Annotated in this window: 14 protein-coding genes; 6 read left to right on the forward strand and 8 right to left on the reverse strand. The window is 54.8% G+C overall.

The window, feature by feature from the left end; translation table 11 throughout:
- Positions 1 to 195: 195 nt before the first annotated feature.
- On the forward strand, positions 196 to 516 hold the full coding sequence (locus tag GLP43_RS13120; protein WP_005849321.1) for a DUF6280 family protein: 321 nt from the start codon (positions 196 to 198) through the stop codon (positions 514 to 516).
- Positions 517 to 686: 170 nt separating this feature from the next.
- Here GLP43_RS13120 and GLP43_RS13125 read toward each other — a convergent pair whose 3' ends face one another.
- The 5 genes from GLP43_RS13125 to hppD all read right to left on the reverse strand — a co-directional run bounded on the left by GLP43_RS13125 (position 687) and on the right by hppD (position 5,678).
- Positions 687 to 1,724 (reverse strand): hypothetical protein, encoded by a 1,038-nt coding sequence (locus tag GLP43_RS13125; RefSeq protein WP_237279657.1) that lies wholly within the window; start codon positions 1,722 to 1,724, stop codon positions 687 to 689.
- Positions 1,725 to 1,798: 74 nt separating this feature from the next.
- The gene (locus GLP43_RS13130) at positions 1,799 to 3,238 is read right to left on the reverse strand and encodes a TolC family outer membrane protein (protein ID WP_237279658.1); all 1,440 of its coding nucleotides are present in this window, start codon (positions 3,236 to 3,238) and stop codon (positions 1,799 to 1,801) included.
- Between the two features lie 57 nt (positions 3,239 to 3,295).
- Positions 3,296 to 3,949, reverse strand: a complete 654-nt coding sequence (locus GLP43_RS13135) for a protein-L-isoaspartate O-methyltransferase family protein (RefSeq protein ID WP_237279659.1) — start codon at positions 3,947 to 3,949, stop codon at positions 3,296 to 3,298.
- A 263-nt stretch (positions 3,950 to 4,212) separates the two neighbouring features.
- The gene (locus GLP43_RS13140) at positions 4,213 to 4,569 is read right to left on the reverse strand and encodes a Rieske (2Fe-2S) protein (RefSeq protein WP_237279660.1); all 357 of its coding nucleotides are present in this window, start codon (positions 4,567 to 4,569) and stop codon (positions 4,213 to 4,215) included.
- A complete protein-coding gene (hppD, locus tag GLP43_RS13145) occupies positions 4,566 to 5,678 on the reverse strand; it encodes a 4-hydroxyphenylpyruvate dioxygenase (RefSeq protein WP_237279661.1) in 1,113 nt (370 codons plus the stop codon). Before hppD ends, GLP43_RS13140 begins: the two co-directional genes overlap by 4 nt.
- Positions 5,679 to 5,861: 183 nt before the next feature.
- Here hppD and GLP43_RS13150 point away from each other — a divergent pair, with 183 nt between their 5' ends.
- Together GLP43_RS13150 and GLP43_RS13155 are read left to right on the forward strand one after the other, a co-directional pair.
- Positions 5,862 to 6,344, forward strand: a complete 483-nt coding sequence (locus tag GLP43_RS13150; protein WP_272903198.1) for an Lrp/AsnC family transcriptional regulator — start codon at positions 5,862 to 5,864, stop codon at positions 6,342 to 6,344.
- A gap of 1,085 nt (positions 6,345 to 7,429) precedes the next feature.
- Positions 7,430 to 7,891, forward strand: a complete 462-nt coding sequence (locus tag GLP43_RS13155; RefSeq protein WP_237279663.1) for a hypothetical protein — start codon at positions 7,430 to 7,432, stop codon at positions 7,889 to 7,891.
- A 223-nt stretch (positions 7,892 to 8,114) separates the two neighbouring features.
- On the opposite strand, the gene GLP43_RS13160 is transcribed toward GLP43_RS13155, so the two are convergent.
- Both GLP43_RS13160 and GLP43_RS13165 read right to left on the reverse strand, forming a co-directional pair.
- On the reverse strand, positions 8,115 to 9,344 hold the full coding sequence (locus tag GLP43_RS13160) for a DGQHR domain-containing protein (RefSeq protein WP_237279664.1): 1,230 nt from the start codon (positions 9,342 to 9,344) through the stop codon (positions 8,115 to 8,117).
- The gene (locus tag GLP43_RS13165) at positions 9,337 to 9,801 is read right to left on the reverse strand and encodes a hypothetical protein (RefSeq protein WP_237279665.1); all 465 of its coding nucleotides are present in this window, start codon (positions 9,799 to 9,801) and stop codon (positions 9,337 to 9,339) included. The genes GLP43_RS13160 and GLP43_RS13165 overlap by 8 nt, the downstream gene beginning before the upstream one ends.
- A gap of 345 nt (positions 9,802 to 10,146) precedes the next feature.
- Here GLP43_RS13165 and GLP43_RS13170 point away from each other — a divergent pair, with 345 nt between their 5' ends.
- Positions 10,147 to 10,824, forward strand: a complete 678-nt coding sequence (locus tag GLP43_RS13170) for an MT-A70 family methyltransferase (protein WP_237279975.1) — start codon at positions 10,147 to 10,149, stop codon at positions 10,822 to 10,824.
- A 197-nt stretch (positions 10,825 to 11,021) separates the two neighbouring features.
- Here GLP43_RS13170 and GLP43_RS13175 read toward each other — a convergent pair whose 3' ends face one another.
- On the reverse strand, positions 11,022 to 11,756 hold the full coding sequence (locus tag GLP43_RS13175; RefSeq protein WP_237279666.1) for a BglII/BstYI family type II restriction endonuclease: 735 nt from the start codon (positions 11,754 to 11,756) through the stop codon (positions 11,022 to 11,024).
- 143 nt (positions 11,757 to 11,899) lie between these two features.
- Here GLP43_RS13175 and GLP43_RS13180 point away from each other — a divergent pair.
- Both GLP43_RS13180 and GLP43_RS13185 read left to right on the forward strand, forming a co-directional pair.
- A protein-coding gene (locus GLP43_RS13180; protein WP_237279667.1) for an IS3 family transposase occupies positions 11,900 to 13,059 on the forward strand; the annotation gives its coding sequence in 2 pieces (ribosomal slippage) (positions 11,900 to 12,149 and positions 12,149 to 13,059; 1,161 coding nt in all).
- Between the two features lie 106 nt (positions 13,060 to 13,165).
- Positions 13,166 to 15,637 (forward strand): DUF4238 domain-containing protein, encoded by a 2,472-nt coding sequence (locus GLP43_RS13185; protein ID WP_237279668.1) that lies wholly within the window; start codon positions 13,166 to 13,168, stop codon positions 15,635 to 15,637.
- The last annotated feature ends 21 nt before the right edge of the window (positions 15,638 to 15,658 follow it).

Raw genomic sequence — 15,658 nt, forward strand, 5'->3', positions numbered from 1 at the left:
GAAGAGAGATTGGACCGACCTATATATATCAACGTCGACCCCCGCAAGACAGCGCACCCGATGCTGCAACTGCGAAAGCCATGCAGATAACGCATGAGTGTTATGCAATAAAGGTGTATCCGAATCGCGCTCTTTCGGTCATAAGGAACCCCACGCCTAAATGACAAGAGCAAGAATAATAGAAAGGACGACGAGATGAAAGATTTCGTTGATGGCACTGCCTTTAACAATGAACAAGGTAACCGTGCCCGCAAACTTTTCGCAGCTGTGGTACTGGCTGCATTGGACGATGCGATTGCCGATGACAAGAAATACGGTAACGGTCCAGAACAGATTGCCCGTTGGGCTCGCTCCCGCGATGGCCGCGAAGTCTTGAGCTGCGCGGGCATCGACCCCAACGAGCGTGTTGTCGAAGGTCTGATGGACTTTGTTGGCAAAGGTGTCCGTACCTCTGTCGCCCTGTCCCGCGAAGAGTCCGAGCGTCGCCACGCTGCACAACAGGCTGAAGCTGCCTGAAGACTGCCAAAAGTTTGAACAAAAAGACGCGGCCTACGGGCCGCGTTTTTTTATGGTTAAATGTGATAGTGTCGTGCGGTCTGGCATTGCGACCACCTGATGCGCAAAAGGGCAAAGCGTAGCGCCCTGCCCTTTCATACGCACGAAGATGCGCCTGCGCGTGTAGGCGTTTATTCCAGATCTTGCGACGTAAGGGCGCGGTGAATTTCACGGCGCACCAGTTTGCGGACGTTGCGGGTGATCCGTTCACCCAAGGCCCCCTGCAGCTCTGTGCGCACAATTTCAGACACCAGATCACGCAGCATCTCTTCGTCCAGATATTCATCCGGCCCGAAACCAAGCGTTGCATCATCATCCTGCGCCGCTTCGGTGGTATCGGTCACAGTCGCATCTGCTGCGGTCACGCGGGTGGCAAAGGGGCCGTCCACAACACGGTCTTGGGGTTCGGCATGCTCTTGGGGTGCATGGGGCTCGACTGCATCGTGCCAACCCATATCCTCGTCCAGCAGACCCTCTTCCGCATCGTTTGGGGCGACATCGGACACAGGCGCGCCGGTGGCGTCGAATTCAACGTCGTCTTCCCAGGCCATCGCGGGGTCTTCGCTGCCGGAATAATCGCTTTTGCCGGGCTCGTCAGGTTCCCAGTTTTCGGGAATGCGGCTGATCGCTGTTTCAAGGGCAGCGATTTTCGCGCTCAACCGGTCCGGCGTCGGTGGCACGTCATCGACCAGCTCGGATGAGCCAAGGTTGAGCATATCGGTGGAGTATGCCGCAGCACGTGGCGCACTAAAGGCCAACTTGCGCGGCGGCTCGGCCGTATCCTGCGGCTTGCCATCCCCTGCGGGCGTAGCAAACTGGGCGCGAAAGCGCGGTTCGCGGCCGGAAATAAACTTAAAATCTTCGGCAACTTGATTGCGATCCGAGGCGGACAAATCCGCCCCCTCGCCCGTCTCAACGTCGGCATCCATGTCCTGCATCGCATCCTGATAGGACGCCGACCGGGGTTGAACCGCCTCTGGTTTCGCCTCTTTCCGAGGGGCGGCCACAGGCGCGTCATTGGACACGCGCAAGGACGGCGTCAGCACCAGTTTCTCTTCAATCGCAGGTACTTCCGACGGCTTCTGCGCCGGCTTGCGATCTTCTGAGACCAGACGGCGGATCGAAGACAGAACGTCTTCGACCTCTGCGTTTGTGACGGTTTCGGACATATTTAATCACCACTCGTTCTTCGCGAATAGTCTAACCCGAAGGTTGGCTTCTCACAATGGGGGTGGTGAAAATGTCAGTCTTTTTGCAGCGCCCGCAGTACGCGATCCAACTGCTTCCCCTCTTTTGAATATTTCGTGGGGCCATCCTTAACCATATTGTAATAGGCGGAGGGATCATAGATTTGCACCGGCAGTTTCAGGTCCTGCGCGGTCAGCTGACCCGTCGCGGAAAGCACGGAATATGCCGCTACATAAAGCAAGGACTGCGCCGACACACTGGCGGAGCGGGCGTCGAGCAAGGACTGCTCGGCATCCAGAACGTCCAATGTGGTGCGCGCGCCAAGGCTGGCTTCCTCGCGGATACCGTCAAAGGCGATCTGTGCCGCGCGTACCTGACGCTGGGAGGCTTCGATCTGTGCCCGGGCAGAGGCAAGCCCCGCATAGGCATCGCTGACCGCGCGTTCCACGTCTTTAACCACCACATGCAGGTTGCCGCGCTGCGCGTCACGGTTCGCCTGGCTTTGTCGTACACCGGCAGACAAAGCACCGCCTTGGTAAATCGTTTGACCGACCTGAAAGCCGATCGACCCACTGCGTGTCGAGGCTTGGGAATCAAACGTCTCGGTTAGCCCGTATGACCCCTGCACCGAAACATTGGGCTTCAGTGCAGATTCGTTGCTGCGTACCAGCAGATCAGCAGCGGCGACCTGGTGCTGGACGGTCAGGATATCGGGGTGCTGCCGCACCGCCAGTGCTTTGGCCGTCGCGATGCTGTTGGACAGCTTCGGCAGGCTTGGTGGGGGGCTTAGGCGACCTGGCTCACGCCCCACGGCCACCTTGTAATAGGCTTTCGCGCTGATGAAATCGCCCTGCGCACCGGCAAGGTTGCTGCGTGCGGCGGCAAGTTCTGCTTCGGCCAGCGATACGTCGGTGCGGGTCACCTCGCCTACTTCGAAACGGTCACGTGCGGCGCGCAACTCCTGCGTCAGAACGCGCACGTTATTCTCGGCCAGAGAGACAAGCTGCTGCGTCTGGATCACGGTCATATAGGCATCGACAGCGCGCAGCAGAATTTGCTGTTCGGCACTGACCAGCGTTTCGCGCGTAGCTAGCACGGTTTCCTTTGCCGCCTCGATCGAATAGCGCGACGATCCAAAGTCATAGACCAGCAGCGACGCCACAAGGTTCACCGATGTCGTCAGTGAATCGGTGGAGCTTCTGAAACCCGCCGGAATAGAGGTGGTGCCCCCGCTGACCGACTGGTTGTAGGATTGCGTCAGGTTCCCCGTCCACTGCAACACGGGCTTGAGCGCGGATTTCGCGATCGCCACATCTTCATCTGCGGCGCGCAACACGGCACGGTTCTGGTCCAGCAGGCCCGAGTTGTTATAGGCCCCAACCAGCGCATCGGCCAATGTCTCTGCCTGTGTGGCCATCGGTGCCAGCAGACCCAAACCGACGCAGGACGCCGCGATCATGCTGCGGACGGACCGCATCTTGCCCGTATTCATCATATCTCACACTCCATCGGTGTCACTGCTTCTGCCGTCATCTGCAGCAGTTCTGATAGCTTAAAGCTGGAATTCTTTCGCACGGGTAAACCCGTCCAAGACAGGGGCGGCGGCGTTGAAACTTTTGCGCCAGCTGATGCCACGTTCGCTTTTGTAGCCCAAACGCACCTCGCCCAGGGGGCCGTCCATGAACAAACAAGCGATCCGCCCGCCATCCTTGAGCTGCGCCAGCAGCGCTTCGGGCACCTCATCGACGCCGCCTTGCACAATCACCACGTCATAGGGCCCATGTTTCTGCGCCCCTTCGGCCAGCGGTCCATGGTGCACGATGACATTGTCGATATCCGCGTTAATCAGGGTTTCCTGCGCTTCTTTCGCCATCTGCTCGTCATCCTCGACGGCGACGACCGCTTCGGCCATATGCGCGATCACGGCAGAGGAATAGCCGTAGCCACAGCCGATATCGAGCACCAGCTCGTCATTCTCGACCCCAAGATCGTCCAGCATTTTGGCCAGCGTCCGCGGCTCAAGCAGCACGCGTCCTTCGCCCAAGCTAATGTTTTCGCCCAGATAAGCTGCCTCGCGGCGGGCCACCGGCACAAAATCCTCGCGCGCCACCTTGAGCATCGCATCAATGATAGGGAACTTGGTAACATCCGAAGGGCGCACCTGAGTATCAACCATCATGGTGCGGCGGGCTGTGAAATCTGTCATCAGCTAAACTCTTTCGTTCAGTTATTTGTCTCGTGAGATGCCACATCACCGCCCGCCGGGCAACGGCCAGTCAGGGCAATAGGCGCAATTTTCCGTGTTTGGCAGATAATACGGCTAAAACATAGCAGATGCCATAGCCGGGGCGCACAGAGTGCGCGACGCCACCCCCAAACGAAAGCAAGAATCGAACGATCTACCCTAAAGCCCATCGGAAACGTCGCGGCGTCCAAGGGTGCCAGTTTCGAAAGCGCCCCCAGATCGGGTCAGCCGATGACAATCTGCCCGTCTATTTGCGCCACCGGCACGGGTATCAGATCGCACCCAAGGCCGTTTCCCCCGACGCCTGCGCCCGTGCCGGCGTCAAACATCGCGCCATGAGCGCTGCACATCAGCTTACTGCCATCCACCGACAGCACCTGATTTGAACGATAATCAAGAGGCAGGAACTGATGCGGACACATGTTAACGAAGGCAATGACACCGTCATTCCGTCGCACCAACAGCAGGGGAAAATCCCCTGCTGCCGTTGTAACCGTCAACACCGTGGCCCCGTTAACGTCCGCCGCCAGCGCGACGAACGTGCCTTTTTCAGGGGCAGACGACAAATCTGTCCAGATCATTCTGCAGGGGATGCCTGCAAGACACCGCGGCGGACTTGGTCTTCCTCGATGGATTCGAACAGCGCGCGGAAATTGCCTTCGCCGAACCCGTCATCCCCCTTACGTTGGATGAATTCGAAGAAAATCGGTCCGATCACAGTTTTAGAAAAAATCTGAAGCAGCACGCGGGTTTCGCCTCCGCCAACAACGCCTTCGCCATCAATCAAAATGCCGCGCTTTTGCATCTTGTCGATCGGCTCTTGGTGCCCCTTCACACGTGCGTGGCTCATTTCATAGTAGGTAGCGGGCGGCCCTGGCATAAATTCCATACCTGCGTCAGCGATGCTTTCGGTACCGCCATAGATGTCGTTAGAGGCGATCGCGATATGTTGGATGCCTTCGCCTTTATACTCGCGCAGATATTCTTCGATCTGGCTGTTGTCGTCCGCACTTTCGTTGATGGGGATACGAATTTTTCCATCTGGCGACGTCAACGCGCGGCTGGTCAGGCCAGTCTGCTTACCCTTGATGTCAAAGAACCGGATTTCTTTGAAATTGAAGGTGTCGGCGTAGAACCTGTACCACGTGTCCATATTCCCGCGAATAACGTTATGCGTCAGGTGGTCGAGGTAGAAAAAGCCGAACCCCTCGGGTCGAGGGTCCGCCTCGTCCAGCCAGTTGTAGTCTGCATCAAAGGCACTGCCAGCATCCCCATAGGTATCGATAAAATACAGGAGCGATCCGCCGATGCCGTATACAGCCGGTGCCTCGATCGCTTTGCCGTTGCCAGTGTATTCCTTAGCCCCAAGATCAACGGCGCGGCGTAGCGCATGCTGCGCGTCCACGACACGCCAGCCCATGGCGGGTGCGCAGGGGCCATGCTCTTGGACAAACTTGGCGGCATGTCCGGTTTTATCCGCGTTCAGCACATAGGTAATATCCCCTTGGCGATACAATGTGATGTCCTTGGATTTATGCTTGGCAACTGGAACGAAACCCATTTGGCGAAACAGCTTGTCCAGAACAGCTGGATCACGGTGCGCAAACTCCACGAATGAGAACCCGTCGGTCCCTGCAGGGTTCAGGTCGGAAATCGTGGCCTTCGGTGCGTCGTGCGGGAACGGTCCCATGATGCAAACTCCTCTCAATGCTATTTGAAACCATTGTGGAGCATTTGGAGTGCAAGGTGCGTGTATATTGAGCGATGGAACAGGCCACATATACATAGAAATTGCATCTAAGGACCCCAAACTATAAGAATACGTCATTTATGGTAGCAACTGCGCACACAACTGGCAGACAGCGGGGGAATTATGTCGCTTGATGGATTCGACATCGCAATTCTCAGGGCGCTCCAGCAAGACGGGGCGATGACCAACACAGCCCTGTCAGAAAAGGTGAACCTTTCCCCGTCGCAATGCTCCCGGCGGCGCGCAGCGCTTGAGGCAGCGCAGTTGATCTCGGGGTACTCTGCGCGACTGAATGCAGACCGCCTTGGTTTCGGGCTGCGCGCCATCGTACGCGTCAACTTGCGCAGCCACGGCGGCGACAACGAAAGCGGCTTCGCCAATTTTATCGCCCGCCACCCCGAGGTGCGGGCGGCCTTTTCCGTATCAGGCGATGCAGATTACATCCTTGACCTGCGCGCCCCCGATCTTGAAAGCTTTGCGCGCTTTATACACGAGCAATTGCTGCCACATGAGCTTGTTGCGCAAGTGAGGTCCGAGATCGTGCTTAGAACGCTTAAAGATGCGCCGGGGGTCGATCTTTCACAGCTTCCGTCAGCGCCGCGCTAACCCCGATCGCGCGAGCACCAACGGCAACACTGCGGAAAGGCCAACATTCGGTTCAACCGCACCCCGCATGCGACGCGAACGGCGACGAGAAAAACCATGTGATACGTGCTATGTCACGGGCCAGATTTCGGTTCCGCCTGAAGCGAGCTAAATGCTTGAAAATAGTGGAGGCGAGTAGGAGAATCGAACTCCTGTACACGGATTTGCAATCCGCGCACTACCATTGAATAAGCTACACAAATTTGTAAACCATGGCGTCATTCACTTGTGATATATCAATGACTTACCTTTAGATATGTAAACTGTTTTAACGGCTCAAACAAGCGTAAAAGCCTGCCAGATGTTCTGACACTCGTGCACCATCTCCGCTCACCCGTCAGTAAAGTTGGGTCATCAAAATCTCAATAGAGCTCTCTGGACGCAATGGCGGACTTAAAGTGCCTCGCCTCGGACAGCAGTTCTTATAAGATTTCTTGCACAACCAGTAGGAAGTGGCAGCCCGTAGGGGAATGCCACGAGCGGTAAAAAATGCCATAATACAGGGGATAATGTGGACCACGGCATGCGCGCACCATCTTAAAGAGATCAATGAGTTATGATAGAGGTGGACCACGGGATCTTTGGATGGCGGATACGTGGGGCATGATGAATTCAACGGACGCGGCACGAGGAAGCACATGTTAGGAACCTGATGGGCGGGCACAAACTGAGCTTTGGAGGGCGACGACCCGCTTCGTCGTCGCAGCTCGTCAGCATTACTGGCGGCCAGCCCAATTCCATTCTGATTGCAAAGCGGCCAGATTGATATCTTATGAGACACACTTATCCACGTTAAAAAGCAGGCAACTGCGCATGACACTGAGCGGCCAATATCATGACAAAACTGCCAGAAGTCTAACCAAAGGTTCTGCCTCAAGGTCCATCACCGGTTTGGGTTGCATCGCGAAGTGACGGAAGCGACGGTTTACCTCTGACTTCTCAATTTAACTGCGCGCCTCCGATATATCTTGCTGTAAGTATATTGATACTTTTATTAAAGTATGATTATATATAATCACTTCAACGAGATATTTTAGGGGAACTACATGAGTGACGTGATTTCAGTGCTTACTTTCAAGTCTGTCGAGACAATTTTGGCGATAGGAGGCACTCAGTCTTGGGCTCTTGATCGCAATCGCGCCGCTCGGTGTGATTACGTTGTCATTTGTCGCAACGCTAAAACTCGCAATCCCGAAGGGCCGGAAGAACACGGGACAGCATTCATGGTGGGTAAGGTTAAAGACGTTGTGCCTTCCACCGAGACCGAAGGCCGCTGGCTCATCCAAATCAGCGAGTACGCCTTGGTAGACTGGCCAGACGAATGGGAAGGCCGGAACCCTGTGGCCTATTGGAAGGACGCTGACTACGAGAATGTTGACTTCAAAACACTTGATTATCAGCCGCTCGAGAGGTTGCCTCGGGGGATCACGATATCAGAAGCGAAGGCAGGGCTCGCGCTTGGTCTAAATGTCCCGGAGTCTGCCATCGAAATCGTCATACGGTCATAGAACGGCTTGATAAGCAGCATGTGGGTTCTGGTACTGGCTCTTGGGCCGAACCAGAACCCACCGTTTCTGTCCCGCGCGTATAGCAGTCCTTGGCGCGATTGCAGCGAAACCTTGCTCCGTCCGTATAGCCGACTTCCAAATCTTATGGGCTGGGTGCACGCGCCGTCGCTTTCTTTGGTCGATAAGCGGCAACGCTTCCCTTAATGGTTCCATTTGATCCGCGTTAAGGTTTCCAGCCCATGTAGCCCATCATTTGGCGGTATAGCTTTCCGGCACCCGAGCTGCCTGGCAAATACTCTTCGCGGTTGAAGTCTTCTGCATCGATGAAAATCTGCGCAAATACCTTTTCGCAGTCTGAGCGCGTCAAAATTTGACCTGGCTCATTGCAGTAATGCAGATAAACTGGCCTCATAAACTTCATGAGAGCCGCGTAGCCCGTTGTTCTGTTTAGAACCGTGCCCGCGGGTGCGTCGTCCCATACTTGCGGCCAGCGACCTTTCACAGCATTGAAATAGTTCGTCAAGCACAAGAACATGCCGCCATCATCTTGTTCGTCATAGAACGGCTGGAAAATGTAATTCCGCCATTCACCCGGTTTTCTTCGCGAACCAAAAATACCTTTGTATCGCTTGTTCCTCTCAGCCTCCGGATCCGCCGTAATGTAATCGACGATCGGCTTAACAACCGTAGCTTGTGCGAGCGTCTGAATTTGCCCTTTGCCCGGATCGGCCTTCCCAAGACGCTTCACTTTGTCACGCAGTGGCCCATCTTCGTCTTGGTTCATAGCGAGAACTACTTCGTGCGCAAATTTCACCGGACCGCGCTCTTCGTAGTAGGATGCAAGGTCGACCACGAGGGACTGATTTACCTTAGTTTGCGCTTGGTTTACCCGAGCGAAAATCTCCGCTTTATCGGCTTCAGATGCGCCTACAAATACAGAGATATTAACATCGAACTCTTTGTCATCGTCTAAGCCTTCCAACCCCGCCACACGGTGCTGGCCGTCAATAATGAAGGCGATTTTCTCCGCCGGTATGTAATCATCGCCTCCTTTCTTTCCGTACGAGTTCAGAAGCAAATTAAAGACCTTGGATTCGTCGTCGATCTCTTGCTCATCACCTTCCTCAAATACTGCAGAGGCTTGCTCGGGTGTCATGTCAGGGTCAAAGTTCACTAAGCGTGAGCATTCGGGTGCTACCGCGATGATGACTGATGTGGGGAAAGTCGCGTAGTCCAAATTCACGTATTTCTTGATCTCATCAATGCGCTTTTTTGAGCGCTCGCGCTGGATACCGGCAATCTTGTCTTGTTTGCCGTCAACGAAGGCCCGAATCTCGGTGTAAGAGATCTTCGTGAGTGTCCGCGCATCTACCCGACCGACGTAGAACTCGCCAATAGGTTGTTCGACCTTCGAAACTGGTAGGACGATTGGTATATTGATATCGTTACGCACGCTCCGCTGCCCTTTCCTTCACGCCACCGACACGTTGATGTTCCTGTTCCCCAACCTCTTGTGCATTGGGCAGGTCGGGCGGTCTTCGCATAATAAATATAAGCCACATTAAATGAACCAGAATGTAGAACACCCAGAGCAAATTGAGCGTGCCACTCGTTAGTTTTCCAGAAACGAAACCTGGATTCCCACCGACGATGAATGCGGTTCCGATGATGGGAGCTAAGAGTATCAAGATGGTTAAGACGGACCAGAGACGGTCGCCTTTAGGTAGCCGGAGTAGCGTGCCAAAGGCTGCCCCCGCAACTGCCAAGACGGTAAGCCCAACTTGCCCACCTTCAAAGTAGCTGTGGAACGCACCTCCGACAGTCATTTGAGCGTCGTTAAGTGCCTGAACTGCTGAAATCCCCCCGATTACTCCTACCGATCCAGCGAGGGAAAGGATGACCTCGGCCATGCCCTCCTTGAAACGCTTCCAAACCTCATCGCGCGTTTCTCTCCAGTTGCTTGACACGATCCACCCAACTCCCTTCAGCCGCACGACCAACGCTGTTTGACAGAAGCCGATTAGTCAAGCGACATCCTTCGGTTGCTGCCTAAGCTTTCCCGTCTATCACCGGTTATGAACATCTTGCTGCGCGTAGCCAGGCTCGTAAGCGCTCCATTGTAGCGGCGGGGAACAAAGCGGGAAGGTAGGGTGCTTTGCCGGTTCCGCTTTAATTAGAGAGCAGTGGACATGTTTGATTGCCGGATACCAAATATTGATCTACAACTGGTAGAAACCACCATAGGGGGCGACTCAATGTCGGCGGCGAACGACCTTAGAACATTTCTGGATGGGCAGCCCCAGTTTGCGACTGTGATGGCTGATCCGCCTTGGCGTTTTCAGAACCGTACCGGTAAAATCGCGCCGGAGCACAAGCGGTTAGCTCGTTACCCGACGATGACGCTCGACGAGATTTGCGAGCTGCCGGTCGCCGAGCACGTTGCAGATCGTGCGCACTGCTACCTTTGGGTTCCGAACGCGCTCCTTCCTGAAGGCCTTCAGGTGCTGAACGCCTGGGGGTTTGATTACAAGTCTAACATCGTGTGGGAGAAAGTACGCAAAGATGGCGGGCCTGACGGACGTGGAGTGGGCTTTTACTTTCGTAACGTGACTGAGATATTACTCTTTGGGGTCCGTGGTAAAGGTGTTCGAACGCTTGCACCTGGTCGTAGCCAGGTCAACTTCATCGAAGCAGAAGAGCGGGATTGTGACGGCCCTGACAGCGACCTTCTTAAGACCCGCAAGCGCGAGCACAGCCGTAAGCCGGATGAGCAGTATGACATCATCGAGCGCTGCTCATGGGGGCCTCGCTTAGAGCTCTTTGGTCGCGGAATTCGCGATGGATGGACAGTATGGGGCAACCAAGCCGACGCAGACTACAAGCCTTCTTGGAAGACCTACGCTTACAACAGTAGCGTGACTGCGGCGGAATAGAGCTATGTCTGCTCGCCAACATCGTCCATTTGAATTCCCTTGCTCGAAATAGCCGAGGGTTCGCCGCACTGGGCACTGAGAGAGGCGTTTGTTGGGACTTTGTCGAGATTTTCTCTCCGTTCCTTTCAAGGCCCCGAAAAGCGCCTAACTTGAAACGGCGCCGAAGCCGGAGCGTTTCACAATCCTGTAAGTAGCAGCTATTCGATTATCACTGACCTCGGCAATCCGACAAGCAAAAGGGGGCACGGGTTGCCTACACCACGATGGATTCGATCTTCCAACTTTCGCCAATGGGTGGTCGCTTGGCCGAACTTGTCGGATACGAATTGACGCGCGAATGCTTCAGCAAAAGGTATCTGCCGATCCAAGTGCATAAGGACCGCCTCCCGCTGCCGCTTCGTACGGTCTTTCATGTCGAATGCTTTGACCATCTCAGCTTCGTCTAAGAATCCGTGCTTTTCTATACACCTTCTAATGATGCCGAACATATCGTCCTGTAAGCTGGAGCCACGCGTAATAAGCACTCCAACTGAAATAGCGGATTGCGAGTGCAGGCGCTGGAAATTCTCTAAGTCGCGGTCAAAAAACGGGTCTTTATTGTTCCATTCAATTTCGCACGCAATCACGCCATTGTCGGCGCGGCGAACGTGATCAATTTCGTGGGACATACCAACTGTCTCAACACCATCTACAATAAGTTGAAAGTCGAAGTTGTGCTTTGGCCAGTTCAGGCCATAGAGCTTTCTCCGCAAGCGCTGCGTAGACTTTGCTTCGCCACCCCCCGAGCCGATTAACTCTTCGGCTGGGATTGATACAGACAGCAGGGCGTCTTCGAGTTCTTTTGCAATTTGCGGAAAGTCCACCGTCAGGATAGCGCCTGCGTGGTTTCGGATGGAAATATCGAACCCTTTTGAAGTGAGTTTTTCAAACATATCCGCACTTTAGACAGTGCTCGGCTGGAGGCAAGCGAGTAAATCGCTCCACGGAAAGAATGCTGTCTATTAGTACTGACCTGCCCCCCGAAACTTCCCTCAGTTTAATGTAGAGTTTGCTCAAGCTTTGAAGGAGCAAACAAATGCGACAGAGCCGATTTACCGAAGCCCAAATAATCGGGATGATCAAAGAACAGGAAGCTGGGATGCCGACGGCAGAGGTGTGTCGTAGGCATGGCCTGAGCCCGGCGTCGTTTTACAAGCTCAAAGCCAAGTATGGCGGCATGAACGTGTCAGACACCCACCGGCTTAAATCGCTGGAAGATGAGAACGCGAAGCTGAAGCGTCTGCTGGCCGATACGATGCTCGATAACGTTGTTCTGAAGGATTTGCTGGGAAAGAGCTGACGACACCGAATGTGCGACGGGCTGTAGCACGCAAGGCGATGCGGGATCATGATATCTCGCAACGTCGTGCGTGCAGGCTGGTCGGTGTCGATCCCAAGACCGTTCGGCGCGACAAGCCGCCGGATAATCCTGAAGTTCGCGAAGAGATGAAAGCGATTGCCAGCAAACGGCGTCGGTTCGGCTATCGCCGGATTGGCGTGCTGTTGGAACGCAAAGGCATGATTATGAACCACAAGAAGCTGTATCGTCTCTACACCGAGGAAAAGCTGGGTGTCAGGCGGCGCAGAGGCCGTAAACGTGCGCGTGGATCGCGGACACCTATGCCTGTGGCTTTGCGACCAGGCGAGCGTTGGTCGTTGGATTTTGTGTCTGATACGTTCGGCGCATCTCGCAAATTCCGCATGCTGGCAGTGAATGACGACTGCTGCCGTGAGAACCTGTGCCTGATGGCCGATACCAGCATCTCAGGTGCGAGGGTGGCACGCGAGTTAGATGCGCTTGTGCGCGTTTATGGAAAGCCTGCCTGTATCGTCAGTGATAACGGCACAGAGTTCACCAGTCGTGCGATCCTGAAGTGGGCTGGCGATAACGATGTTGATTGGCATTATATCGATCCGGGCAAACCGCAGCAGAATGCCTTCATCGAAAGCTTCAACGGCAGTCTGCGCGACGAGCTGCTCAACGAGGAGATCTTCGACACCTTGAATGATGCTCGCCGCAAGCTGGCTCTCTGGCGATACGATTACAACAACGTCAGACCGCACTCATCACTCGGAAACCAAGCACCTGCTGAAGCGCGCCGTGCGCTTGAGCAATTTGAGGGCACCGCACACGACGCGCTTGCCCAAAATGACGATGAAGAATATGAAATCCAAACCCGCAAACTCTCACTATGAATGAGGGAGCCTCGGGGGGCAGGTCAAGCGAAATAAGGACATTTACAATTTGCTGAACTGCTAATCAGGTTGGCTAATTATCTCCCCTCGAACGCAATGAGCACTCATGTCTGTAACCAGAAAAAACCACTATGTCCCGCGATGGCATCAGGAGAGTTTCTTCGCTCCAGGCAAGTCCAAGCACGTCCTTCTCGACTTAAACCCACCCACATTCAAACGTGGCGATGGGACGGTGGCCAGCGGACGTTGCCTTTTCGATTCACCCACGTCACGGGCGTTCGTCGCGCACGACCTCTATTCGACATTCTTCGGGGCCGAGGTCAACGACGAGATCGAGAGAATGTTCTTTGGTGACATCGACAGGCGAGGTGCCGACGCGGTCCGGGCATTCTGCGGCAATGATCAGAGTGCTTGGCAACGCCACTTCAAGGACCTCTTTGAATTTCTGGACATTCAGAAGTTGCGGACGCCAACAGGCCTCGCATGGCTACGTAGGCAGTATCCGGAGATAGTTAGGCTCGGTGAGATATTACCGGATGTTGCCCAGAACCAATTGATGCTTGAGATGCAAAGTATTCGCATGCTCAACGCTACTATCTGGACAACCGGGGTGCGAGAAATCGTGTCAGCAAGGCGGGCCACTGCCAAGTTCATCCTGAGCGACCATCCTGTTACGGTCTTTAACCATGCCATTCCGCCCTCCGACCGTCCCAACCGACACCCAGAAGATCCCTCAATCGCTCTCAAGGGTTCCCAGACACTTTTCCCGTTAGGGCCGGATCACCTCCTTATCCTTACCAACCTCGAATACGCAAAGGATCCCGGGACGCGCCCCGATGCGAAGCGAACGTTTGCACGAAACTACCAGTCCACCATGATGTCGACGACCGAGTTTATTAGGACGCGGTACCTAACCGACGATCAGGTCGCCGAGGTGAACTTCGTAATCAAAGCGCGGGCGAACCGATATGTCGCCGGATCCTGCCGGGAGGATGTCTTCCCCGAAAGGCTTGTGTCCAAGTCTTGGTCTGACCTGCGTACTACCTTTCTTCCGCCTCCGGACGAGCTCTATCGGTTCGGTGGAAAGATGTATGCCAGGTTTGAGAACGGTGACGTCCACTATCAGGACGAGTTCGGGCGAACTGAGAAGCCACGGGGGTGGCTGCTAAAGGAGCCGCCGGAGACCAAGCCTCGGCCACGCGAATACTGTCCGTGTGGATCCGGCCATTCGTTCGGGAATTGCTGTCGAGATAAGCCGTCGCACCTGCGCATGTCGTGGACGGAGAAGAGCATCCGTGAGCGCAATATGATGTTCATGGACGCCTTGGTTCAGCTCTTCGAACTGGAGACCAAGGATTGGGACACAATCCGTCGGGAGATGACCGACGACAAGATCGCGCACATGTATCGCCTCTACGAGGCCCTGTGGCCACTCGAGACCGACCTACTGGCCCTTCTGCCCAAACCGGACGGCAAGATGCGCTCGGTCTATACTGGAGCGCTGCACCCCAAGCTGATCACGGAGTTCGCGCCCGGGGCCCCTTTGCTTTTCGGCGAGCTTATTGTGCAGAACCCTTTCTTGATCTCTCGGACGCTCCAGAAGGACAAGCGACCTACTGAGCACCCTCGTCAGTATCGCGGCGAAGCTCTCAAAGCTATAATGACCTTCTTACAACTCATGCCGCTCGTAGAGGCCGGTCTAATCACTTTGATCCCCGATCCCTGCGATTTTGATTTTCACCTCCGCGACCAGATGATGGCAATGGCTGAGGCCAGATCCCAAGGCATCAAATTCACCCCCGCCGACGACCCGAGGCTCGAGGCCGTGGTGCAAGAAGATCTACGCCGCACAAAGCTATACATGCCGAATGAGGCAATTGCTGCGGATATTTTGGAAACGGCTCAAGATGATAAGCCAATCGAGATGGATACTCTGGTTGGTATTATCGAACGTATGAAGTTCAGAGACAAGCTCGCTATTCTTCAAGATAGCCCGCTCGCCGAGGGCGGCCAGTTCGAATTCATGAAGATGGCACCCAACTTCGAAATAGCGATGTATTTGGCCCAGGCCACAGGCGCACAAATATTGACCGACAGTCCCTTCCGCTGGAAAGAGCTTCAGGCGGCGCTCGCCCGACGACATCTTTGGACGACTTCTGCCCTGACACAATTGAAGCGTGAGATTTCATCGACCCCAGTAAATTTTCCGGTAGGCCATACCGCGGTCCTACAGGTGTTCGACGATGCATCTTTCTGTAGTATGGAGCCGCTTTTTCGTGCTGGTTTCGCGTACACGGCGTCTCGGAGCCCAAGCCAATTGAAACCGAACTTTGAGACGCAGCTTGCCGCGCGTTTTCGTCGACAGCTGCAGGCTATGAATTCTTTGGTCAAAAGAGCCGCAGTCTCGACCGTAGCCGCACGCCTAACAACTGAATTTCGCCACGGCGGCTTTCAGGACAACACCATCAATAGGTTATTGCTCATGTCGAGCTCGGAGCACCACTTGCACTCCATCCCTATGGCAACGTTAATAGAGCGTTGGGATGCCGCAACCTTAACGGAGAGCAAAAACTCTTAAGCGAACTGCCGCTATTCCAGC

Origin of the sequence: Sulfitobacter sp. M39 (genome assembly GCF_021735935.1) — a bacterium.
Lineage (GTDB): Bacteria > Pseudomonadota > Alphaproteobacteria > Rhodobacterales > Rhodobacteraceae > Sulfitobacter.

Excerpts from the sequence above, each read along its gene's own strand:
- GLP43_RS13140 (WP_237279660.1), bottom strand. The coding sequence starts at position 4,569 with ATGATCTGGACAGATTTGTCGTCTGCCCCTGAAAAAGGCACGTTCGTC.
- GLP43_RS13155 (WP_237279663.1), top strand. The coding sequence starts at position 7,430 with ATGAGTGACGTGATTTCAGTGCTTACTTTCAAGTCTGTCGAGACAATT.
- GLP43_RS13185 (WP_237279668.1), top strand. The coding sequence starts at position 13,166 with ATGTCTGTAACCAGAAAAAACCACTATGTCCCGCGATGGCATCAGGAG.
- GLP43_RS13135 (WP_237279659.1), bottom strand. The coding sequence starts at position 3,949 with ATGACAGATTTCACAGCCCGCCGCACCATGATGGTTGATACTCAGGTG.
- GLP43_RS13165 (WP_237279665.1), bottom strand. The coding sequence starts at position 9,801 with ATGGCCGAGGTCATCCTTTCCCTCGCTGGATCGGTAGGAGTAATCGGG.
- GLP43_RS13125 (WP_237279657.1), bottom strand. The coding sequence starts at position 1,724 with ATGTCCGAAACCGTCACAAACGCAGAGGTCGAAGACGTTCTGTCTTCG.
- GLP43_RS13120 (WP_005849321.1), top strand. The coding sequence starts at position 196 with ATGAAAGATTTCGTTGATGGCACTGCCTTTAACAATGAACAAGGTAAC.
- GLP43_RS13170 (WP_237279975.1), top strand. The coding sequence starts at position 10,147 with ATGTCGGCGGCGAACGACCTTAGAACATTTCTGGATGGGCAGCCCCAG.
- GLP43_RS13175 (WP_237279666.1), bottom strand. The coding sequence starts at position 11,756 with ATGTTTGAAAAACTCACTTCAAAAGGGTTCGATATTTCCATCCGAAAC.
- GLP43_RS13130 (WP_237279658.1), bottom strand. The coding sequence starts at position 3,238 with ATGATGAATACGGGCAAGATGCGGTCCGTCCGCAGCATGATCGCGGCG.
- GLP43_RS13150 (WP_272903198.1), top strand. The coding sequence starts at position 5,862 with ATGTCGCTTGATGGATTCGACATCGCAATTCTCAGGGCGCTCCAGCAA.
- hppD (WP_237279661.1), bottom strand. The coding sequence starts at position 5,678 with ATGGGACCGTTCCCGCACGACGCACCGAAGGCCACGATTTCCGACCTG.